The 20,508-nt window shown below is 51.2% G+C and carries 23 protein-coding genes and 1 other annotated feature; of the genes, 22 read left to right on the top strand and 1 reads right to left on the bottom strand.

What is annotated here, in order from left to right:
* The first annotated feature begins 104 nt into the window (after positions 1–104).
* The 18 genes from O9139_RS05575 (at position 105) to O9139_RS05490 (ending at position 15,898) form a co-directional block, all read left to right on the top strand.
* Positions 105–554 carry an RrF2 family transcriptional regulator gene (locus O9139_RS05575; RefSeq protein ID WP_270878460.1) on the top strand — a complete coding sequence of 150 codons (450 nt, stop codon included), beginning with the start codon at positions 105–107 and terminating at the stop codon, positions 552–554.
* Positions 555–667: 113 nt separating this feature from the next.
* The gene (radC, locus tag O9139_RS05570) at positions 668–1,357 is read left to right on the top strand and encodes a RadC family protein (protein ID WP_270878459.1); all 690 of its coding nucleotides are present in this window, start codon (positions 668–670) and stop codon (positions 1,355–1,357) included.
* Between the two features lie 93 nt (positions 1,358–1,450).
* Positions 1,451–2,485 (top strand): rod shape-determining protein, encoded by a 1,035-nt coding sequence (locus O9139_RS05565; RefSeq protein ID WP_270878458.1) that lies wholly within the window; start codon positions 1,451–1,453, stop codon positions 2,483–2,485.
* 14 nt (positions 2,486–2,499) lie between these two features.
* On the top strand, positions 2,500–3,372 hold the full coding sequence (mreC, locus tag O9139_RS05560) for a rod shape-determining protein MreC (RefSeq protein ID WP_333742456.1): 873 nt from the start codon (positions 2,500–2,502) through the stop codon (positions 3,370–3,372).
* Between the two features lies 1 nt (position 3,373).
* Positions 3,374–3,913, top strand: coding sequence for a rod shape-determining protein MreD (gene mreD / locus O9139_RS05555; protein WP_270878456.1), 540 nt, complete (start codon positions 3,374–3,376; stop codon positions 3,911–3,913).
* A 76-nt stretch (positions 3,914–3,989) separates the two neighbouring features.
* A complete protein-coding gene (gene minC, locus O9139_RS05550; RefSeq protein WP_270878455.1) occupies positions 3,990–4,649 on the top strand; it encodes a septum site-determining protein MinC in 660 nt (219 codons plus the stop codon).
* Positions 4,650–4,691: 42 nt separating this feature from the next.
* A complete protein-coding gene (gene minD, locus O9139_RS05545) occupies positions 4,692–5,486 on the top strand; it encodes a septum site-determining protein MinD (RefSeq protein ID WP_270878454.1) in 795 nt (264 codons plus the stop codon).
* A gap of 7 nt (positions 5,487–5,493) precedes the next feature.
* Positions 5,494–6,642 carry an FtsW/RodA/SpoVE family cell cycle protein gene (locus tag O9139_RS05540; RefSeq protein WP_270878453.1) on the top strand — a complete coding sequence of 383 codons (1,149 nt, stop codon included), beginning with the start codon at positions 5,494–5,496 and terminating at the stop codon, positions 6,640–6,642.
* A gap of 279 nt (positions 6,643–6,921) precedes the next feature.
* Positions 6,922–7,851, top strand: coding sequence for a M23 family metallopeptidase (locus O9139_RS05535; protein ID WP_270878452.1), 930 nt, complete (start codon positions 6,922–6,924; stop codon positions 7,849–7,851).
* The gene (locus O9139_RS05530; RefSeq protein ID WP_270878451.1) at positions 7,844–8,719 is read left to right on the top strand and encodes a M50 family metallopeptidase; all 876 of its coding nucleotides are present in this window, start codon (positions 7,844–7,846) and stop codon (positions 8,717–8,719) included. Before O9139_RS05535 ends, O9139_RS05530 begins: the two co-directional genes overlap by 8 nt.
* Before the next feature lie 22 nt (positions 8,720–8,741).
* The gene (locus O9139_RS05525; protein ID WP_270878450.1) at positions 8,742–9,905 is read left to right on the top strand and encodes an Rne/Rng family ribonuclease; all 1,164 of its coding nucleotides are present in this window, start codon (positions 8,742–8,744) and stop codon (positions 9,903–9,905) included.
* Between the two features lie 52 nt (positions 9,906–9,957).
* Positions 9,958–10,043 (top strand) — a sequence feature (ribosomal protein L21 leader region).
* Between the two features lie 12 nt (positions 10,044–10,055).
* Positions 10,056–10,367, top strand: a complete 312-nt coding sequence (gene rplU, locus O9139_RS05520) for a 50S ribosomal protein L21 (RefSeq protein WP_270878449.1) — start codon at positions 10,056–10,058, stop codon at positions 10,365–10,367.
* Between the two features lie 12 nt (positions 10,368–10,379).
* Positions 10,380–10,733, top strand: a complete 354-nt coding sequence (locus O9139_RS05515) for a ribosomal-processing cysteine protease Prp (RefSeq protein WP_270878448.1) — start codon at positions 10,380–10,382, stop codon at positions 10,731–10,733.
* 4 nt (positions 10,734–10,737) lie between these two features.
* On the top strand, positions 10,738–11,049 hold the full coding sequence (gene rpmA / locus O9139_RS05510) for a 50S ribosomal protein L27 (protein ID WP_270878447.1): 312 nt from the start codon (positions 10,738–10,740) through the stop codon (positions 11,047–11,049).
* A 140-nt stretch (positions 11,050–11,189) separates the two neighbouring features.
* Positions 11,190–11,969: a Spo0B domain-containing protein gene (locus O9139_RS05505; protein WP_270878446.1), complete on the top strand. Its 780-nt coding sequence runs from the start codon at positions 11,190–11,192 to the stop codon at positions 11,967–11,969.
* Positions 11,970–11,994: 25 nt separating this feature from the next.
* Positions 11,995–13,296 (top strand): GTPase ObgE, encoded by a 1,302-nt coding sequence (gene obgE, locus O9139_RS05500; protein ID WP_270878445.1) that lies wholly within the window; start codon positions 11,995–11,997, stop codon positions 13,294–13,296.
* A gap of 223 nt (positions 13,297–13,519) precedes the next feature.
* Complete coding sequence (locus O9139_RS05495; protein ID WP_270878444.1) at positions 13,520–14,593, top strand: anthranilate phosphoribosyltransferase; 1,074 nt, start codon at positions 13,520–13,522, stop codon at positions 14,591–14,593.
* 252 nt (positions 14,594–14,845) lie between these two features.
* Positions 14,846–15,898, top strand: coding sequence for a C40 family peptidase (locus tag O9139_RS05490; RefSeq protein WP_270878443.1), 1,053 nt, complete (start codon positions 14,846–14,848; stop codon positions 15,896–15,898).
* Between the two features lie 44 nt (positions 15,899–15,942).
* On the opposite strand, the gene O9139_RS05485 is transcribed toward O9139_RS05490, so the two are convergent.
* Positions 15,943–16,452 (bottom strand): NUDIX domain-containing protein, encoded by a 510-nt coding sequence (locus O9139_RS05485; protein WP_270878442.1) that lies wholly within the window; start codon positions 16,450–16,452, stop codon positions 15,943–15,945.
* A gap of 168 nt (positions 16,453–16,620) precedes the next feature.
* On the opposite strand from O9139_RS05485, the gene O9139_RS05480 reads away from it, so the two are divergent.
* Genes O9139_RS05480 through thrB form a run of 4 tightly spaced genes read left to right on the top strand, consistent with a single transcriptional unit; the run spans position 16,621 to position 20,506 of the window.
* Positions 16,621–17,103 carry an ACT domain-containing protein gene (locus O9139_RS05480; RefSeq protein ID WP_270878441.1) on the top strand — a complete coding sequence of 161 codons (483 nt, stop codon included), beginning with the start codon at positions 16,621–16,623 and terminating at the stop codon, positions 17,101–17,103.
* A gap of 24 nt (positions 17,104–17,127) precedes the next feature.
* The gene (locus O9139_RS05475) at positions 17,128–18,414 is read left to right on the top strand and encodes a homoserine dehydrogenase (protein ID WP_270878440.1); all 1,287 of its coding nucleotides are present in this window, start codon (positions 17,128–17,130) and stop codon (positions 18,412–18,414) included.
* Between the two features lie 27 nt (positions 18,415–18,441).
* A complete protein-coding gene (gene thrC, locus O9139_RS05470) occupies positions 18,442–19,506 on the top strand; it encodes a threonine synthase (RefSeq protein WP_270878439.1) in 1,065 nt (354 codons plus the stop codon).
* A gap of 7 nt (positions 19,507–19,513) precedes the next feature.
* The gene (gene thrB / locus O9139_RS05465) at positions 19,514–20,506 is read left to right on the top strand and encodes a homoserine kinase (protein WP_270878438.1); all 993 of its coding nucleotides are present in this window, start codon (positions 19,514–19,516) and stop codon (positions 20,504–20,506) included.
* Positions 20,507–20,508: the final 2 nt, after the last annotated feature.

Raw genomic sequence — 20,508 nt, 5'->3', positions numbered from 1 at the left:
CTTTTCTATCAAGTCAAGATGCCAGCTCATTGACTGGATTATCTGTAACGAGTACAATAACAGTAAGCGACGTTGCTCGCATTCATTCGGGAGGTCATTTTGTCATGAACAGCGAATTTACGATAGCCGTTCACAGTCTTGTATTGCTGACTCATCTTCCCGATCATATGGCCACGAGTGAAGAAATTGCTGCCAACGTTTCCACACACTCAGCCCGGATCCGCAAGGTTATGGGATTCCTCCGTAAGGCGGGCTATGTTTCAACGAAAGAAGGCATCGGCGGCGGTTTCATCTTGAGCTGCAACCCCGACGAAGTCACGCTCGGTGAAATTTACCGGTTAACGTGCCATGGATCGCTGAAGCCAAGTTGGTGCTCAGGGGATGAGAACGAATCCTGCATGGTCGCATCGAAGATGGATCGTGTCATGGCTACGGTGTTTACAGAAGCTGAGAAACAGATGGAAAAGTATTTTGATCAGCATACGATTGGCAGTATGCTCAGACGGATCATGGATACGGAATGTACGCAATCGAATAAGGAATCTTTGTCCTAGAAGCCCTCGGATCTTACACAACCGGGGGCTTTGTTGCATTCTTTTAAGCATTCTCCAATGAATGGGATATTCAAAAGAAACATAACCTACAAACGTGTGAAAGAGGGGAATTCATGGAAGCTGCAGACCTGATGATTCGAGAGGTACCCAATGAAGACAGACCAAGGGAGCGGATGTTAAAATATGGTCCTGAGGCACTGAGCAACGCAGAATTGCTGGCGATCCTCCTGCGGACGGGGACGGTGTCCGAATCTGCAATTCGGTTAGCAGGCCGCATTTTGAGTGAAAGCGGCGGGCTGTACAGCCTTGTCGATATGAGCAGAGACCAGCTGATTCAGATTAAAGGCATCGGGGATGCCAAAGCGCTGCAAATTTTAGCGGGCATTGAGCTTGGGCGCAGGTTGGCCAAAACGGCAATGAATGAGCGGGCGACGATTCGTTCCCCGAAAGATGTGTTTGCGCTTTTGAGCGAAGACCTCCGCTTTTTGCAGAAGGAGCATTTTGTCTGCCTGTTTTTAAATACGAAAAACCATGTTCTCGCTCAGGAGACATTGTCGATAGGCAGCTTGAATGCATCCATCGTACATCCCCGGGAAGTGTTTCGGGCAGCCATTAAACGCAGCAGCGCTTCGATTATTTGCGTACATAACCATCCGAGCGGCGATCCGACGCCAAGTCCGGAAGATGTTCAACTGACAGAGCGCCTTACTCAAGCAGGCCTGATTATCGGCATTGAGGTGCTGGATCACATCATTATCGGGGACCAGAAATTCATAAGTTTGAAGGAACAAGGCTACATGTAATATAATATTATTTATGCTCGTTATAAAATCAAACGAATGATCCAATATGGATCAGAGACACTGTTAAGACGCAACATGAAAGGAGCAACACCCATGTTCGGTGGTTTTACGAAAGATTTAGGAATTGACTTAGGTACAGCTAATACGCTTGTGTATGTGAAAGGCAGAGGAATTATCGTCAGGGAGCCTTCTGTGGTCGCCCTGCGTACGGATACAAAAACGATTGAAGCTGTTGGCGATGCCGCTAAAAAAATGATCGGCCGCACGCCGGGCAACATCCGCGCGATTCGTCCGATGAAAGATGGCGTAATCGCCGACTTTGAGACGACATCGACGATGATTCGTTATTTCTTGAGACAAGCTCAGAAACAGCGCTTGCTGTTCCAGCGGCATCCGAATGTTATGGTATGCGTACCTTCGGGGATTACGGCTGTAGAGAAAAGAGCGGTCGAAGACGCCACGAAACAAGCCGGCGCTCGCGAAGCCTATACAATTGAAGAGCCGTTTGCAGCTGCGATCGGAGCCGATCTGCCCGTCTGGGAACCGACGGGCAGCATGGTGGTCGATATCGGGGGAGGCACAACAGAAGTCGCGGTTATTTCGCTCGGCGGTATTGTAACCAGCCGTTCGATCCGGATTGCCGGTGATGAAATGGATGATGCTATCATTCAATATATTAAAAGAACTTATAATTTGATGATCGGCGAACGCACAGCGGAAACGCTGAAAATGGAGATCGGCTCCGCGCTGCCGACCGATCAGCCGGAATCGCTGGAAATCCGCGGGCGCGATCTTGTGAGCGGTCTGCCGAAAACAATGAGCGTGACTTCGCATGAAATTACAGAAGCGTTGACTGATACGGTTAACGCGATTGTGGATGCGGTCAAGGTTACGCTTGAGAAATGTCCGCCGGAGCTTTCAGCGGATATTATGGACCGTGGCATCGTGCTGACCGGTGGAGGCGGCTTGCTCCGCAACCTGGACCGTCTGTTGGCCAGAGAAACCGGCATGCCTGTTCTTGTCGCCGACAACCCGCTTGATTGCGTGGCCATCGGCACCGGCCGGGCGCTCGAGAATATCCATTTGTTCAAAACGAAGTCAGGTCATAGCACGAGGTACAAGCGTTAAACCACGATTAGAAGGTGTTCATTTTGTTCAAATTGATGGGGAATAAGAGGCTGATCTTTTTAATGGTCGGCCTGATCTGCTTTTTTATATTGATGGGTCTGACGCTAGGCGCAAGGGCGCCGATGACATGGCCGGAGAAATTCGTTAAAGATTCGGTGTCCTGGACCCAAGGCCTGTTCTACAAGCCCGCAGCTTCGATCGCGGGTTTCTTTGAAGACATTCGTCAGCTGCGGGTTATCTATGAGGAGAACAAGACCCTTAAGCTGACCCTGACGCAATATGCGCGGGATACACAGCGGCTCAACGAGCTTGAGGCGCAGAACAAGCGCTTGATGGAAGCGCTTGGCTTTACCGAGCGGCAGCGTCAAGCCAACGTGTACAAGTACCGGATCGCTGAGGTCGTGACGATTGATCCGGATCCGTACAACAGCACCGTCACCATCAACTTGGGGGATGCGGACGGTATTAAAGAAAATATGGCCGTCATGACCGTTGACGGACTGGTCGGCCGAGTGAGCAAAGTGTTCGGCTTTCACTCCAACGTTCAGCTGCTGACGGAAATCAATGATACCGACACGAATTCCAAAGCGATCGCAGTAACCGTTAAAGGCAATGAGAGCGAGCCTTTCGGCATGATTGAATCCTATGATTCCAAGACGGGTGAACTCGTAATGAACAAAGTCGAACAAGCGGATTCGCTCAAAGTCGGGGACACCATCATCACTTCGGGCCTCGGGCAAGTATTCCCGAAAGGGATCGAAGTGGGCACGATTTCTTCCATTGGACCCGGAGAATTCGGCATCACCTACAAAGTCATGGTGAAACCGAAAGCTACATTTAGCCATATTCGCGAAGTGTTTGTGGTTGAAGTCCCGGAAGTGAAATGAGGTGGGACATCTGTTTAGTCGACACTACCCTTGGCTGATTCTTCTTGGGCTGCTGATTCTGCAAGGCACCATTGTGCATTGGCTCATCCCGTCATCGTGGCAGTCGCAAGTTTATGTGGCGCCGCATTTTACACTGGTATTTGTTTTATTTATCGGACTTTTTCGTCATCGTCATTCCGCATTAGTTTACGGGCTTATCTTTGGACTTTTGCAAGATTTTAATTACTACAGTTCCATTCTGGGCATCTATTCGTTCGGAATGGGGCTCTCCGGTTATTTGGCGGGGCTTACCCAGCGCCGGCAGCCGAATCTCATTTTTTATAATTTGCTGATTACCGGGCTCGGATTGTTGACCTTTGAATTCCTTAATTACGGGATTAACCGGTTGTTTAAGCTGATTGATGTGAACTGGGAATTTGCGCTGACTCACTACATGCTTCCTAGCGTTCTCTTTAACCTGCTGTTTGCCTTGCTGTTCTATGTGCCTATGCGCAAGCTTCTTGAAGCGAAGCACAGTCCAGCGACAGGTGCGGATGATTAATTTTGCAGGCCTTTAGCAGGAAAAGTTGGGACGTATTCCGAAATGTATAGGTTGGGTGGGAGGTCAGAATGCAAATATGTCTGCTACAAAGCATCATGTGATGATAAAAGGGGTCAAAGATGGTCTCGTGTTTTTGCTTAACGACGCATGCGAATGGGAAGCTTTGCTGCAGGAGCTTCAGCACAAGCTGGAGAAGACGCATCAGCAGATTTTGACAGGCCCAATCGTACATGTCCATGTCAAGTTAGGCAGCCGTGAAGTGACAGAGGAACAAAAGGAAGAGATCCGAGCGATTATCCGGCAAAAGGGTAATTTGCTTATACAATCGATAACAAGCGAGTTGAAAACGCAGCAGGGCGGTAGCGAGCAAGGCTCATCAATTACGACGCTCAAAGGCATGGTCCGCTCCGGGCAGACGCTTCATCATGAAGGGGATCTGCTTTATCTTGGCGATGTGAATCCTGGGGGGACGATCATTTGCACAGGGAACATCTATGTGATGGGCTCGCTGCGCGGGATGGCGCATGCTGGTGTGGACGGCAATGAGAGTGCGATTATCGCGGCGTCTCATATGCGGCCAACTCAGCTAAGAATTGCTGGCATTATCAGCCGTCCGCCTGATGAGTGGGGCATTGAAGAGGCTTTTATGGAGTTTGCTTATATCAAAGAAGGCAAGATGGAGATCGATAAGCTGCATCATCTTCATCGCCTTGGACCCGAAGCGCTGCTGGGCTAAGCTTGTAGGTCAAATAATTTTAAGTACGGGAGTGAAAAAATCATGGGAGACGCAATCGTAGTCACTTCGGGAAAAGGCGGCGTCGGTAAAACGACGACCTCAGCTAATCTGGGCACGGCTCTAGCTTTGCTGGGGAAAAAGGTATGCATGGTGGATACCGATATCGGATTGCGTAATCTGGATGTCGTGATGGGACTTGAAAACCGGATCATTTATGATCTGGTCGATGTGGTCGAAGGCCGCTGCCGGTTGACTCAAGCTTTAATTAAAGATAAGCGGTTTGAAGAGCTGTACCTGCTTCCAGCCGCACAAACCAAGGACAAGAATGCGGTCTCGCCGGAAGATATCAAGCAGATTATTCTGGAGCTAAAAAAGGATTTTGACTACGTCATTATTGACTGCCCGGCCGGGATTGAACAAGGCTTCAAGAATGCTGTGGCCGGCGCGGATAAAGCTGTCGTTGTGACGACTCCGGAAAATGCGGCTGTGCGCGACGCGGATCGGATTATTGGACTGCTGGAAAATGAAAAAATTGCTTCACCGAAGCTGGTGATCAACCGGATTCGTCCGAATATGGTGAAGAAGGGCGAAATGCTGGACATTGATGAGATCTGCAATGTGCTGGCAATCGATCTGCTTGGCATTGTACCTGACGACGAATATGTGATCAAAGCGGCTAATCAAGGCGAGCCGACGGTGATGAATCCGTCCTCGCGCGCTGCGATTGCCTATCGGAATATTGCTAGACGCATTCTGGGTGATACGGTGCCGCTCATGCCGCTTGAGGACAAGACAGGCTGGGTAAAACGGATGAAAAAGTTTATCGGGATAGGATGATTTGTCAGTGTTAGCGAAATTAAAAAACATTGATATTCCTATCGTAGTCATTTTGTTTGCCTTTATGGTCATCAGTACGATGATGGTGTATAGCGCCTCCGTTGACCATCCGACCATTTCCATCAGCATTACCAAAATTCTTGTCCTATATGCTGTAGGATTAGTTGCATTTCTTGGCAGCAGTTTGTTCGATTTTCGAGTTCTTATCAAAATCGCGCCATATCTGTACGGCTTCGGTATCGTGTCGCTGATCGCGGTTTACTTGTTCGGGGCGAAAATCCACGGCGCACGCGGATGGTTCGAGCTCCCTGGGGGGCTGAACTTCCAGCCGGCCGAGCTGGTGAAGTTAATTTTGATTATTTGTGTCACAGCGTTGTTGGCTCGGCGTGAAGGAGAGCGGCTGCAGCTGAAAAAGGACGTCATTCCTGTAGGTGCAGCTGTGCTTTTGCCGTTTATTCTCGTCTTGATCCAGCCGGATTTAGGGAATGCAGTTATTTTTATCATTATTCTCGTCGGCATGATCTGGATCGGCAACGTGAAATACACGCATGTTCTGCTAAGCATTGTTATCGTGGCCGGAGCCGGCTACTTGTTCTTGACAATGTACAAGTATTTTCATGATGCCTTGTTCGAGATCCTCAAACAACAGGGATTCAGCCACTGGATGGACAGGATCGACACGTTCCTCTATCCGCAGGATGTGTCGGCCGACGATAATTACCAGGTGCGGAATGCCGTTAGAGCCATCGGCTCCGGCGGACTGGAAGGCGAAGGATATCTCAAAGGGACATCCGTCCATAGTAACTTTATTCCGTTTGCCTACTCGGATTCGATTTTTGTTGTTGTCGGCGAGGAATTCGGGTTTCGCGGCTCGGCGATTTTGCTGCTGATCTACTTTATGCTGATTTATCGGATGATTCTCATCTCGATTCAGAGCACACAGCTCAGCGGCGCGTATATCGTGGTCGGCGTTGTCTCGATGTTTGTTTTCCAGATTTTTGAAAATGTTGGCATGATGATCGGCATTATGCCTTTAACGGGGATTACGCTGCCGTTCATCAGCTATGGCGGTACATCTTTGCTCATCAACATGCTGTCCCTCGGCTTGGTGATGAGCGTGAAGCTCCATCAAGAACGGGAACCGGAACTGTTCTAGGGGAGAGGCCGCCTCAAGTTATCGAATGATGACTTGAGGCGGCCTTTTTGTGTTGTGTGCGTGCGGCGTACCCGCGGCTTGCGCGTGTTTATCAACGCGAAAGTGAGCCGCTGCGCGGTGGAGCTAAAGTTAGCGCTGTCAAACACGCTTAACCGACCCCGAAGCGCCTAAGCTCCTCCACAGCTTTAACATCCGCCTATTCCTCCGCTTCATAATCTTGTCCTTCCGCACATAGGATGTACTAAGGCTAAGGCTGGGTGAATGGAGGAGGGTACTTCTATGGAAGTTAAAGATAAAATCAAGCAGCGGCGCTTGGAGCGCCTGCGCCATCTGCGCGAGTCCCACGACGCAGGCTACAGTGGCCACGCTAGCCATGCTAGCCATGGCAGCTCGCCACTGCCCGCGCAGCAAAACAGCCAACCGCACCGCATGCCGGTAAGGCTTGAGCAAGAGCTGCCGATCCATGCGGATGCGGATTGGAGGCGGCGCATCGAGGAGGACCCGGAGCTCGCGTGGCACTACAAGCAGCGTATGGACTCTTCGCTGCATGGACGCAATTACGACGATGATGGAGAGCGCAGCATCTTTTCACCGCCGTCGCGCCAGTCGATCGTGGTCAAGCTGCTGATGAGCTGCGTGCTCTTTGCAGCCGTCTACGGCATGTTCCATGTCGATCATCCATGGGCGACCAAGGGCAAAGCATGGGTCACCGCTTCGCTGACACAATCGTATGATTTCAGCGGACTATCCGCTTGGTACACTGACCGCTTCGGGGGATCGCCTTCTTTTATCCCAAGCTTTGAGAACCGGGGCGGGGAGGATGCGATTAAAGTGAGCGCTTCGAACAAGCGGACTCTATTTTCGCCAGTAAAAGGCAGCATTGTAACGCTCTATAACGGAGATACTCAGCTTGGAGTTCGTTTGAATACCGCATCCTTAGCACCGGTGTATGCGCTTGATACGGGACAAGTCATATTTGCTGGCACTGCGCCTGACACGGGGCTGACAATCATTATCCGCCATCCGAACGGCCTGCAATCTGTATATGGCTCGTTAAGCGAAGCGCATGTGGAAGTCAACGATTGGATCAATCGCGGCGAAGCGGTAGGCAAAGCGGCAAAATCAGATGCAGGCAAAGGCACATTTTATTTTGCGGTGACAAAGGACGGACATCCTGTCAATCCGACGGATGTGATCTCCTTTGATTAAATGGGCGGGTACGACCTATCGCTTTCACCCCTTATTTACGCTCATCCTGATCGGCTCTGCTTTGACAGGTTACTTTCTCGAGGCAGTCACGCTCTTCGGGATCGTCCTCGTTCATGAGCTCGGCCATTTGGCCGCCGCAAAGGGCTTCGGCTGGCGCGTGCGCGAGGTGCAGCTGCTGCCGTTCGGCGGAGTCATCGTGGTCGAGGAGCTGGGCACGGTCCCTACGGGAGAGGAGCTCATAGTAGCGTTGGCGGGACCACTGCAGCATGTGTGGATGATTCTCACCGCATGGCTGGCGCAATGGCTTGGCTTAGGGGACGCGGAGTGGTGGAACTACTTCGTCGAGGCAAATGTCATGATTGGTCTTTTCAATCTGCTGCCTGTACTGCCGCTTGACGGCGGCAAAGTAATGCAGTGCCTGCTGGGCTATGTGCTGTCGTATCATCGTACGATATTGTATACAGCATGGATCAGCATGATCTTGAGCGCTATCGTTATCGTTGCAGCCATCGTGCAATTGCTAGCAGGGCACTTGCCGCTGAACTTGCTTGTGATCGGTCTGTTTCTGCTCATTTCGAATTGGTATGCCTATCGGCAGCTGCCATATCATTTTTTTCGCTTTTTGATGTCGCGCGGGGAGCGAGTGAGCCGACTGTTAAGTAAAGGCACTTTGGCGCAACCGATCGTCGTCACGAAGCAGCGGACCATGGCGGAAACCGTGAAACTTTTTATGCGCGAAAAATATCATCTGATTTACGTCGTCAACGAAAAGGGCCGTATTCAGGCCGTTTTGCCTGAACAGCAGCTGGTCAGCGGTTATTTGGAAGGGAAAAAACCAGGAAGTGCAGTTTCCGACCTTTTCATGTAAAATAACCTGAAGAGGTGAAAGCATGAAGCAGCTCATCATTCACTGCGCACCGGAGCTTACGCAAGCGGCTTTGCTGGAAGACGGTCAGCTTGTAGAGTACGATACGCAGTATCCGCTTGATTCACAGCGAGCTGGCAGCATCTATAAAGGCCGCGTCATCAATGTGCTTCCCGGAATGCAGGCGGCATTTGTCGATATTGGGTTATCGAAGAACGCGTTTTTATATATAGATGATCTGCTCCCCGTCCATTTGGATAAACAGCCGAAAATCAAGCCGTCGATTACGGAACTTATCAAAGTCGGCCAGACCCTGATGGTTCAAGTGACCAAAGACCCGCAAGGAACGAAGGGCGCGAGGGTAACGACCCACGTCTCCATTCCGGGCCGCTGGGTTGTGTACATGCCTGACGCCGATTATATTGCCATTTCGCGGAAGATTGATCTTGAAGCGGAGCGGCAGAGGCTGAAGATGATCTCTGAGGGCTTGCTGCTGCCTGGCGAGGGCGTAATTGTCCGCACGGGTGCGGTGGGTCAAAGTGAGGAAGATATCCGCGATGATTTGCAAAATCTGCGAGATGTTTGGACGACGACCTGCGCCAAAATGGATGAGATGCAAGCGCCGGCGCAGCTGTATCAAGACCTCGACCTGCTGCCCAAACTAGCCAGAGACGTGATCAAGGATGATGTCAAGGAAGTCTGGATCAACGACGCCAAGGTCTATGAGGAAATGAAGCAGCTGCTGCGCAGAATGAACCCAAGCTGGCGGGGGCGGGTTGTTTATTACGACCGCAAGGTGCCCTTGTTCGACCAATTTGGCGTGACAGAGGAATTAAGCAGGAGCTTCAGAAGGAAAATATGGCTGCCAAGCGGCGGCTACCTGGTTATCGACCAAACCGAGGCGCTGACGGTCATTGATGTCAACACAGGCAGGTATACGGGCTCCATAGATTTGGAGCAAACGGTGTTTGACATTAACCGCGAAGCGGCGATTGAAATTCCACGGCTGCTTCGATTGCGTAATACACGCGGCATTATTATCGTTGATTTTATCGATATGAATCTGGAAGTGAACCGTTTCGCCGTGATGGATCATATCACGCAAGCGGTGCGCAAAGACCGCTCCAAAACAGTCATCGTCGGTTGGACCAAACTGGGTTTGCTGGAGATGACTCGTAAGCGCAAATAGAGCATTGCATAGGTAAATGTCTTGTGATATAATACTCGAAGTGTGTTGTTTAGGCATGCTGTAACCGCACGAATCGGGTCGAAGAACGGCAAGCATAACGCCAGCCGTCACCTGGATAAGGCGAGTCTGAGACATGAGGAGGTAATGAGAATGTACGCAATTATTGAAACAGGTGGTAAGCAGTACAAAGTTCAAGAGGGCGATGTTCTGTACATCGAGAAATTGAACGCAGCTGAAGGTGAAGTTGTTTCTTTTGATCGCGTGCTTGCAGTTTCCAAAGAGAGCGGTCTGGTTGTAGGTGCTCCATTGGTTGCTGGTGCTGCTGTTTCCGCGAAAGTGGAAAAACACGGCAAAGGCGCGAAGGTTATCGTATACAAATACAAACCTAAAAAGAACTACCACAAAAAGCAAGGTCATCGTCAACCGTACACGAAAGTTGTCGTTGAGAAAATCCAAGCGTAAGAGACAAGTCCTATGATCTATGTGACCATAGAACGGCTCTCATTGGATTCACCTCAAATTTCATCTTTTGTGGTGGAAGGCCATGCTGAATATGACGTGCCTGGCAAAGACTTGGTCTGCGCGGCGGTATCTGCGATTACCGTAGGTACATGCAATTCGATTGAATCTATAACCGGCGTGATTCCGATTCATGAGATGGAGCCCGGGCTGCTGGATGTTACATTTCCAGAGCAAGCGCAAGCTGTCGCTGAAACATGGAGTCAGGTTCAGTTGATTCTCGAATCTATGCTCGTCATGTTACAAACCATTGAAGTTAATTACGGTGACTATATAACCATTGAAACTACTTATCGCAAAGGAGGATGACACCATGTTGCAATTGAATCTTCAGTTATTCGCTTCCAAAAAGGGAGTGGGTTCCACAAAGAACGGTCGTGATAGCATCGCGAAGCGCCTTGGCGTGAAGCGTGCAGACGGTCAAACGGTTACTGCGGGCAGCATTCTCGTTCGTCAACGCGGAACGAAAATTCACCCAGGAAACAATGTCGGCATCGGTTCGGACGATACACTGTTCGCTTTGGTACAAGGCGTAGTGAAGTTCGAACGTTGGGGTCGCGATCGCAAAAAAGTGAGCGTATACCCAGTTGATGTAGCTCCTGTAGCTGCTGCTGTAGAAGTTTAAGAAGCAATCCCCGGCGAGCGATAAGTTCGCTGGGGTTTTTCTTTTTATACATAATTTAGAAGTCCTTGGTGAAATTTCCCATCTGACATGCTATACTGTAGGAACGGTTATCATGCAGGCGAGAACGGAGCGAAGCGGCAATGAAGCAAACGGGCAGTGTACAAGTTTATCTTTTGGTACTCGTGCTGATCGGATTGACGGGTTTGATGTTTGTGGATCCATGGGTAATCAGGCTGGCCTTGATCTTGATTATCGTACTCTTGGGTTATACCGCTTTTAAGTTGGAAGCCAGCAGGGTGCAAGAGTTGTGGAGTGAGAAACTCCAGCTTGAGGAGCAGCGGCACGTGGTGAATGTGCTGCATATCGTAAATCGGCTGCGTCATGATTGGATGAACGATATGCAAATTTTTTTCGGTTATATTCAGCTGAAGAAATTTGATAATTTACGGCCATATATGGAAAAAATAAAAGAGAATATGCAGCAGGAAAGCAATTTGTCCAAGCTGGGGATTCCGTCTTTGATTGCATTTATCATTTCGTTTCGGGTAAAGTCCAAATTGCTTCAGCTGGAAGTGGAGCTGGACCAAGAGGTCAATCTGGGTCAGCTTTCTTTACGCGAAGGGCTCGTCGAGAGCTTGGTGCGTAAAATGCTGGGGCTATTTGAGCAATACGCGGCGGGTAACGGTGATGAGCATGGTGTGTTGAGCTTGGCCTTCGATGTGCAAGAGGAGGCTCTGCTGCTTGACTTTGCCTATCAAGGTCCGTATGATCAGGCTGGAATGGAAGTGGCTGTACGAGAAGCGCTGAGTGAGTCGAAGGATGTTTCGCTCGATCAGCAGGATTGGCAAGACGAGGAAGCGGTCGTGACGATACGGCTGCCCTTTCGATCACATCGAGGTCTATTAGCCGCAGGCGGCTAAAGTCTCTTTTTACTGAGGTGTAAGTATGTTTGTAGATAAAGCGAAAATATTTGTAAAAGGCGGCGACGGCGGCGACGGTCTCGTGGCATTCCGGCGTGAGAAATACGTACCGGAAGGTGGACCGGCCGGCGGTGACGGCGGCAATGGCGGCGACGTCGTGTTCCGTGTTGACGAGGGATTGCGGACGCTGATGGATTTCCGCTATCAGAAGCATTTTAAGGCGGACCGCGGTGAGAAGGGCCGCAATAAGTCACAGCACGGCGCGAATGCTGACGACATGATCGTGCGTGTCCCACCGGGCACGACCGTTGTCGATGACGACACGCAGGAAGTTGTCGCTGACCTGGTGCGCCATGGTCAGGAAGTGGTTGTGGCCAAAGGCGGCCGCGGAGGCCGCGGGAACATTCGCTTCGCCACCACCCAGAACACCGCGCCCGAAATCGCCGAGAACGGCGAAGAAGGGCAGGAGCGCTGGGTGACGCTGGAGCTGAAAGTGATGGCCGACGTCGGCCTTGTCGGTTTCCCCAGCGTGGGCAAATCCACGCTGTTATCGGTGGTATCCGCCGCGAAACCGAAGATCGCGGCGTACCACTTCACGACCCTCACCCCGAACCTTGGGGTCGTGGATGTCGGCGAGGGCCGCAGCTTCGTGATGGCGGACCTGCCGGGGTTGATTGAGGGCGCCCATGAAGGCGTAGGGCTCGGCCATGAATTCCTGCGTCACGTGGAGCGGACGCGGGTGATCGTGCACGTCGTGGACATGTCTGCCACAGACGGCCGCGATCCTTATGAAGATTTCCTCAAGATCAATGAGGAAATCAAGCTGTACAATGCGAAGCTGGAGCAGCGCCCGCAGATCGTGGTGGCCAACAAGATGGACATGCCGGATGCGGAGGACAACCTGACCTTGTTCAAGGAGCAGCTGGCGGAAGACGGCCGCGAAGTGACGATTTATCCGATCTCGGCTTTGACACGCGGCGGTATCCAGGAGTTGCTCTATAAGATCGCAGACGTTCTGGACAGCATCCCGGATGCGCCGGAATTGGAAGAAGTTGCTGAGGTTGAAGAGCGCAAAGTGTACCGCTTAGAGAAGCGTGAGGAACAAGACTTCACGATTACGCGGGACAACGATGTGTTCGTCGTGGAAAGCCCTTCGATCGAGCGGCTGATCAAGCGGACGAACTTCAGCACGCATGATGGCGTTATGCGTTTTGCACGGATTTTACGCAATATGGGGATCGATAAAGAGCTGCGCAGCCGCGGTGCTGTCGACGGTCAAACGATCCGCATAGCTGACTTCGAATTTGAATTTGTTGAAAAAGAGTAAACGACAATATATTGAGCTTCCCCGAAGTAGATGAATCTATGGAAGGGAGGCTTTTTATGTTTTTTTAGCATGGCATACCGATATTTCGTCACGGTAACTATATAGTGTCATAAAACTTGACATTAATTATATTTATCATTACGATTTTATTATTGGATCAATAATATGTTATTAAATATGACATATAAATATCGTGATATGGCAGTGCAAAGGAGGCGAGCGGTTGAAGCATTGGATCCAGGTGATAGGCGGCTTAGGTGATCGTCCCCGACACTTATCCTATGAAGAAGCGGTCGAGGCAGCGCTTGAACTGGCACATGGGGAAGTGACGGAAGCTGGTAGTGCCGCTTTTTTGATGGCGCTAAGCATGAAAGGGGCGGTAGAAGATGAGCTGTCGGCGTTCATCGATGCTTTTCGCAGTTGCTCACTGCCGTACCCTGCCTTGACTGATGCGTTGACCTGCGCTTGTTCAGCGGAGGGACACCGCTTGTTTCCCGTATCGCTGCCGGTTAGCTTGCTGCTTGCATCCGCCGGGTTTCCTCAGGTGCTGCACGGTGGAGAGTCGCAACGACCTCGGCGGGGTGCCTGCTGGAGCGAACTTTTGGCGCGATTTGGTGTCGCTCACGAGCTATCTGCGAAAGCCTGGGGCGCTATGGCGCAACAACTGCACATCGGTTTTTTGCAAACGGATGCGCTTTGTCCAGCGATTGGCAGACTGAAGCCGATACGCGAGCAGTTGGGCGTAAGGACGATTATCGACCTGATCGAGCAAGTCATCAATCCGGTAAATTCCTCCCAGATGATCGTCGGTGTGCAAAGCTCGTCTTTGGCAGAAACGATGATTCCGGTGGCGATGCGCTCGGGCTTTCAGCAAGTGTATTTCATCCATGGCTTGGAGGGGACAGCGGACTTGCCGCTGCATCAGAACAGCCTGATCCGAATTGTCACCCCCTGGGGGGATGAATCCCGGCTGATTGAACCGCAGAAGTTCGGCTTTTCCAGTGAACCACTCCCGCCTCTCGATATCGAAGACCAATTCACCATCCTGCAGCGTGTCATGGATGGAGAAGCGTCAGATGAACTGAAGAGGGAACGGGATCATGTTATTTTTAATGCGGGCCTGCGTTTGACCTGGTTTGACAAGGTTGGCAGCTATGAGGAAGGTTTTCAACTGGCGGAAGATTTGCTGAGCAGAAAAGAAGCGCACAAGGTCATGCGGCGATGGGCGGATTTGAGTCAAAAATGGCGGAGTCAGGAACGGCAGGTTGATGATCATCAGTCAGAGTCATCAGGTTAAGGGCGAACCTTTTAGCGCAGGAAGCTGCGATGAGGATCGTCCTTCTTTTAATGTTCAGGGAATAATTACAGCTTTACCCCTCTGAATTGGATGTGTTACCATCTAATAGTCGAAAGATTAATAGATTTCCAATCTTCTATCCACCCACCCAAACGGGCCTGTACATACGAAAGATTGTAAGGATTATGGTTTCGACAAAATCAACGCTTACGAAGTCATTTATCTGACGAAAAACCATTAGGAGGCTACAGCATGAAAAAACAACTATTGACCTTTCTACTCGTGCCTGCCATTGCGTTTGGCGCTGTCACAGTCCCACTTCCTCAACAAGCTTCGGCTGCAACAGCCGGTCAAATTGTCAGCAGTGTCAGCTTTAGAACAGCGGCGAACGAGAATTCCACCCGCATTCGTTATTTGAAAGCCGGCGAGAAAGTGACGATTTTGGAGAAAGTCAACAGCTGGTGGTACAAGGTACAAGACCAGAGCGGAAAAGTCGGTTACGTCTCTACAAGCGATAAATATATTAAGGAATCCGGTTCGATAACTACTCCAGCACCAGCGCCGACGCCGAGTCAACCAGCTTCTGGAACAGGACGTATTGTCGCAAGTGTCAGCTTTAGAACAGCAGCGAACGAGAACTCCACCCGCATTCGTTACTTGAAGGTTGGAGAAACGGTGCAAATCCTTCTGAAGGTGAACGCCTACTGGTATAAAGTTAAAGCATCCGATGGCCGAGAAGGTTACATAAGCACGAGTTCGAAATACATACAGACAAGCGGAACGGTTTCCGACGGTTCATCCGGCAGCGGATCGGGCAACAATTCCAGCGGTGGTTCTAACAGTGGTTCCAGTGGCGGCACCGTGAGTGAGCAAGTGCAAAAAGTGATTGCCGCCGGTAAAAAATATTTGGGCACGCCATACGAATACGGCTCCAGCCGCAACGATACTAGCACGTTTGACTGCTCGGACTTCGTCCGTCAGGCGTTCCTTGACGGCATCGGCTTGAAGCTGCCTAGCGACTCCCGTGGTCAAGGCGATTACGTGAAAGCGAAAGGCAACGCGAAGACAGATTGGCATGATTTGCAGCCAGGTGACCTGATGTTCTTTATGGAGTACCGGGGAACGGCGGCTTCGAATTACAGCGGTGTGAATAAAGCCACGCAAACCATTACCCACGTGGCGATCTACCTGGGGAATGGCCAAATTCTTTCCACTTATTCGAAAGAAAGCGGTGGCGTGCGGATCGACAGCTTTGCTGGGAAACACTGGGAGTACCGTTTCTTGTTTGGCGGAAGCGCACTATAGCAAAAAAGGACAGGCTCGACGATCGGTCGAGGCTTGTCCTTTTTTTATACTTGCTCGGGATCAACGAGCGGGTGCCAATGAATCGTAGGTAATCCGCTCTCAGGATGTAAGCCGGCAGAGCCGACCCAAGGATGCGGCGTTAGCCCGACGGTGAAGTAATGCTCGAGCAGCGCTCGGAAGATGTAGGGCAAGGGACGTTCCAGTATATCTTCGCGATGGATCCAGTGCAGGGAGCCTTCGCTTGTCTCGATTCGTGGATTGACATCGGTATTGCCTATATAGAAAAATTGCTGCCGCACTTCATCACCGTTCAGTCGCAGCAATACGTATTGCATGCGCAATCCTTCAATCTCATCGTATTCAATCCCAGTTTCCTCGTAGATTTCCCGCAAGCAAGCGGCGCGCGGATTATTCAGCTCATCCGGCTCCAAATGACCGCCGACCGCAGCCCATAAGCCGGGAGACAGCTTGCGGCTCATCGAGCGTTTCATCATCAGCAATTCGTCACGGCTGTTCCATAGCAATGCCGTCGACATCATGCGTAAAGTTATCATGTATCGGTCTCCTTCATTCAGGGATTCTATCACTTTAACATAGCTTGAGCCGGAACAGCAAAGTTTGCGCAGACTTGAAAGGAAATTGCCTATTGCTTCATTCGGCGCATTTCGATATAATGTCCACTATAAAGAAACAAGAGTCTTTCTAGGGAGGACGGATATACCGTGCCGGAAGACAAAGGGTTTTATCACTCTATTAAGCATGCAGGGCCTGAAAAGTATTATTTGATTCGGGAGGATATTTTACCCGAAGGAGTGCTTAAGACGGTGCAGGCGAAAGAACTGCTTGCGCGGGGAGAAGTGAAGACGATTCATGACGCCGTCGAGCAGGTGGGCTTAAGCCGAAGCGCTTTTTATAAATACAAGGATGGCATCCATCCCTTGAGCAAGTTGGAGCGCGAGCGCATCATTACGATTTCGATGGATTTAGAACATCGCTCGGGCATTTTGTCCAAGGTGCTAGCGCTGATCGCTATTCTCGAAGGCAATGTGCTCACGATCCATCAGACGATCCCGCTGCAGGGTATGGCCAATGTCGTTGTTTCCGTGGAGACGACGTCCTTAGGCGAAGAAGTGAGCCAGTTGTTGGACCGGCTTCAAGCGATGGAAGGCGTCAAGCGCGCCATTATTATCGGTCAAGGCAGTTAAGACGAATTTAGGAGGGTATATGGAATGAAACCAATCAAGGTAGGATTACTTGGACTTGGAACTGTTGGGACAGGCGTTGTCCGCATCGTGGAAGGGCATCAAGAGGATTTGCTGCGTCAGACAGGTTCCCCGATTGAAATTGCAAAAATATTGGTGCAAGACAAAGCGAAAAGCCGCAATATTTCCGTAGATCCGGATAAGCTGACAGAGAACGCATGGGACGTGATCAATGACAGCGAAATCGATGTGATCGTCGAGGTTATGGGCGGTGTGGAAACGACGAAAGAGCATATTTTAACGGCGTTGAACAACGGCAAACATATCGTAACTGCGAATAAAGATTTGATGGCCTTGTATGGGGCGGAGATTTTGGAAAGAGCCGCCGAAAAGGGCTGCGATGTGTTCTATGAGGCGAGTGTGGCCGGCGGTATTCCGATTATTCGCACGTTAGTCGAAGGGTTTTCGTCCGACCGCATTACGAAGATCATGGGGATCGTGAATGGAACGACGAATTACATCTTGACGAAAATGAGCCAGGAAGGCGCAGCTTATGCCGATGTGTTAAAAGAAGCGCAAGAGCTCGGCTATGCCGAAGCAGATCCGACTTCCGATGTGGAAGGGCTGGATGCAGCGCGCAAAATGACGATTTTGTCGACACTTGGCTTCCATGCCAATATTGCGCTTAATGATGTCGAAGTGAAAGGCATCTCCCAGGTCAGCAAGGAAGATATCCAGTACGGCAAGAAGCTTGGCTATGAAGTGAAGCTGCTGGGCATTGCCGAGAGCCATGACGGCCATATTTCCGTAAGCGTTCAGCCTACGATGGTCAAAAGCTCGCATCCGCTGGCAGCGGTCAACGGCGTTTTCAACGCTGTCTATGTAACGGGCGAAGCTGTTGGCGAAACGATGTTCTACGGCCCTGGCGCCGGTGAGCTGCCGACTGCGACATCGGTCGTTGCGGATTTGGTGGCGGTCATTCGCAATCTCAAGCTGGGCGTGAACGGCAGAACGGTGCTAACGCCTTATAAAGAGAAGAAGCTTAAAACGGATGAGCAAATCGCTTCGAAAAACTTCATTCTATTGCATGTGGAAGATAAAGCGGGTGTGCTTGCGCAGATTACCCAAATTTTTGCCAAGTACGAAGTCAGCCTGGAATCTGTTTTCCAACATCCGAATGCGAGCAATCCGAAGGCGGAAATCATTATTATTACGCATGATGCCAACAGAGCGAGCATGAAAAGCGTGCTGAAAGAATTTGAATCCATGGATGTTATTAACAAAATCAAAAGCCACTACCGCGTAGAAGGCTAAACTATAGAAAAGAGGACGCTGACCAAGATGAGATATATGGGCCTATTGCAAACTTATAAAGAGTACCTACCTGTAAACGAGAATACGCCGCTGCTTACCCTGCAAGAAGGCAATACGCCGCTCATTCGCGCTGAAAAGCTGTCTGATGAGCTTGATTTGGACATTTATTTCAAATATGAAGGCTTGAATCCGACAGGTTCTTTCAAAGACCGCGGCATGGTGATGGCGGTTGCCAAAGCCATGGAAGAAGGCAGCCGCACGATCATGTGCGCGTCGACAGGCAATACGTCAGCGGCAGCAGCGGCCTATGCGGCACGCGGTAACCTGAATTGTATCGTCCTCATCCCAAACAATAATATTGCGCTTGGCAAGCTGGCACAGGCGATCATTTACGGCGCTAAGGTTATTGCCATCGAGGGCAACTTTGACCGCGCGCTGGAAATTGTCCGTGAAATTACGGCCAAGCATCCGATCACACTGGTAAACTCCGTGAACCCGTACCGCATTGAAGGGCAGAAAACGGCCGCTTTCGAAGTGAGCGACCAGCTCGGCAAAGCGCCGGACTTCCTGGCGATTCCTGTCGGTAACGCAGGCAACATCACGGCGTACTGGAAAGGTTTTAAAGAATATCATGCGCAAGGCAAAATCAGCTCCTTGCCGAAGATGATCGGCTTTGAAGCCGAAGGCGCAATGGCGATTGTCAAAGGCGAACCGATCCGCGATCCGGAAACCGTCGCTACAGCGATTCGCATCGGCAACCCGGCGAGCTGGGACAGCGCGGTGAATGCGGCGAACGAGTCCGACGGACAAATCAACTATGTGACGGATGAGCAAATTTTGCACGCATACCGCACACTCGCGGCCAAAGAGGGCATTTTCGCCGAGCCGGCGTCAGCGGCATCGATTGCCGGCGTCATGAAGCTGAAAGCAGAAGGCTACTTCAAAGGCGGCGAGAGCGTCGTTTGCGTCTTGACCGGCCACGGCCTCAAGGATCCGAATATCGCCATCAAGAGCGTGTCTGGCGGGGATCCGCTAGTCGTACAAGATTCCGAGCAAGCGGTGATGGAAGCCATTCGCAAATTGGAGGGGTGATCTCTCCATGGCTAAAGTAAGAGTGAAAGTGCCGGCCAGCACGGCGAATCTCGGACCAGGATTCGACGCGCTGGGCATGGCTTTGAATTTATATGCTTATATCGACATGGCTATTGCGGATAAGACGACCATTCAGTTGATCGGCGATCAAATGAACGGCATTCCGACAGATAAGTCGAATCTTATTTATACGGTCGCCCAGATGGTCTTTGACCAGGCGGGCGTGTCGCACCCGGAGCTGTACATTGCCATGTACAGCGACATCCCTTTGACGCGCGGCCTTGGCAGCAGCGCGTCGGCGATCGTTGGCGCGCTGGCCGGCGCCAATGCGCTGATCGGGAACAAACTCACGCAGGATGAGTTGTTCCAAATCGCTTCCCGCCTGGAGAAGCACCCTGACAATGTGGGGGCGAGCCTGTTCGGCGGGATTGTGGTTGCCTTTTGGGACGGGCTGCGCGCCGAAGCGATTCGGCTGGAGCCCGACCAAAACCTGGAAGTTCTGGTGGCCATACCAGACTTCCAGCTGTCCACGGAGAAGGCGCGCAGCGTGATGCCGAAGGAAGTGGCGATGAAGGATGCGGTGTTCAATCTCAGCCATTCTTCGCTGCTCGTTGCCGCTCTGGCGACCGGCAACTTGGGCATGATCCGCCACGCCATGAAGGATGCGCTGCATCAGCCATACAGGGCTCCGCTCATTCCGGGCATGGCGACAATTTTGGCGCAAGCTGACCAGCATGGCGCACTGGGCGTGGCGCTGAGTGGCGCTGGCCCGACGATGCTTGCGCTGGTAGACGCGCGCAGCGACCGCAAGGAGGAGCTGGAAGCGTTCTTGAAGGAGACGCTGCGCCGAGAAGGCGTCAGCGCGCAGACGCTGTGGCTGAAGCCGAGCGGTGAAGGCGTTACGGCAAAGGCTTTAGGCGAAGAGGATGCCGATTTGGCCGGGTGGCTGGATCAGGTGAGCGAGGTCCTCATCGCTGAGGAAAGCGCTAAGGGGGTGTAAGG

Origin of the sequence: Paenibacillus aestuarii, from assembly GCF_027789125.1 — a bacterium.
Taxonomy (GTDB): domain Bacteria; phylum Bacillota; class Bacilli; order Paenibacillales; family NBRC-103111; genus Paenibacillus_E; species Paenibacillus_E aestuarii.
Note: the sequence above shows the minus strand (reverse complement) of the source record. Positions and strands in the feature narration are given on the sequence as shown.

Coding starts and splice junctions, on each gene's coding strand:
- rplU (WP_270878449.1), top strand. CDS start 10,056: ATGTACGCAATTATTGAAACAGGTGGTAAGCAGTACAAAGTTCAAGAG.
- O9139_RS05535 (WP_270878452.1), top strand. CDS start 6,922: ATGGAAGTTAAAGATAAAATCAAGCAGCGGCGCTTGGAGCGCCTGCGC.
- O9139_RS05475 (WP_270878440.1), top strand. CDS start 17,128: ATGAAACCAATCAAGGTAGGATTACTTGGACTTGGAACTGTTGGGACA.
- O9139_RS05515 (WP_270878448.1), top strand. CDS start 10,380: ATGATCTATGTGACCATAGAACGGCTCTCATTGGATTCACCTCAAATT.
- O9139_RS05485 (WP_270878442.1), bottom strand. CDS start 16,452: ATGATAACTTTACGCATGATGTCGACGGCATTGCTATGGAACAGCCGT.
- radC (WP_270878459.1), top strand. CDS start 668: ATGGAAGCTGCAGACCTGATGATTCGAGAGGTACCCAATGAAGACAGA.
- minD (WP_270878454.1), top strand. CDS start 4,692: ATGGGAGACGCAATCGTAGTCACTTCGGGAAAAGGCGGCGTCGGTAAA.
- O9139_RS05565 (WP_270878458.1), top strand. CDS start 1,451: ATGTTCGGTGGTTTTACGAAAGATTTAGGAATTGACTTAGGTACAGCT.
- O9139_RS05525 (WP_270878450.1), top strand. CDS start 8,742: ATGAAGCAGCTCATCATTCACTGCGCACCGGAGCTTACGCAAGCGGCT.
- minC (WP_270878455.1), top strand. CDS start 3,990: ATGTCTGCTACAAAGCATCATGTGATGATAAAAGGGGTCAAAGATGGT.
- rpmA (WP_270878447.1), top strand. CDS start 10,738: ATGTTGCAATTGAATCTTCAGTTATTCGCTTCCAAAAAGGGAGTGGGT.
- O9139_RS05505 (WP_270878446.1), top strand. CDS start 11,190: ATGAAGCAAACGGGCAGTGTACAAGTTTATCTTTTGGTACTCGTGCTG.
- thrB (WP_270878438.1), top strand. CDS start 19,514: ATGGCTAAAGTAAGAGTGAAAGTGCCGGCCAGCACGGCGAATCTCGGA.
- O9139_RS05490 (WP_270878443.1), top strand. CDS start 14,846: ATGAAAAAACAACTATTGACCTTTCTACTCGTGCCTGCCATTGCGTTT.
- thrC (WP_270878439.1), top strand. CDS start 18,442: ATGAGATATATGGGCCTATTGCAAACTTATAAAGAGTACCTACCTGTA.
- obgE (WP_270878445.1), top strand. CDS start 11,995: ATGTTTGTAGATAAAGCGAAAATATTTGTAAAAGGCGGCGACGGCGGC.
- O9139_RS05575 (WP_270878460.1), top strand. CDS start 105: ATGAACAGCGAATTTACGATAGCCGTTCACAGTCTTGTATTGCTGACT.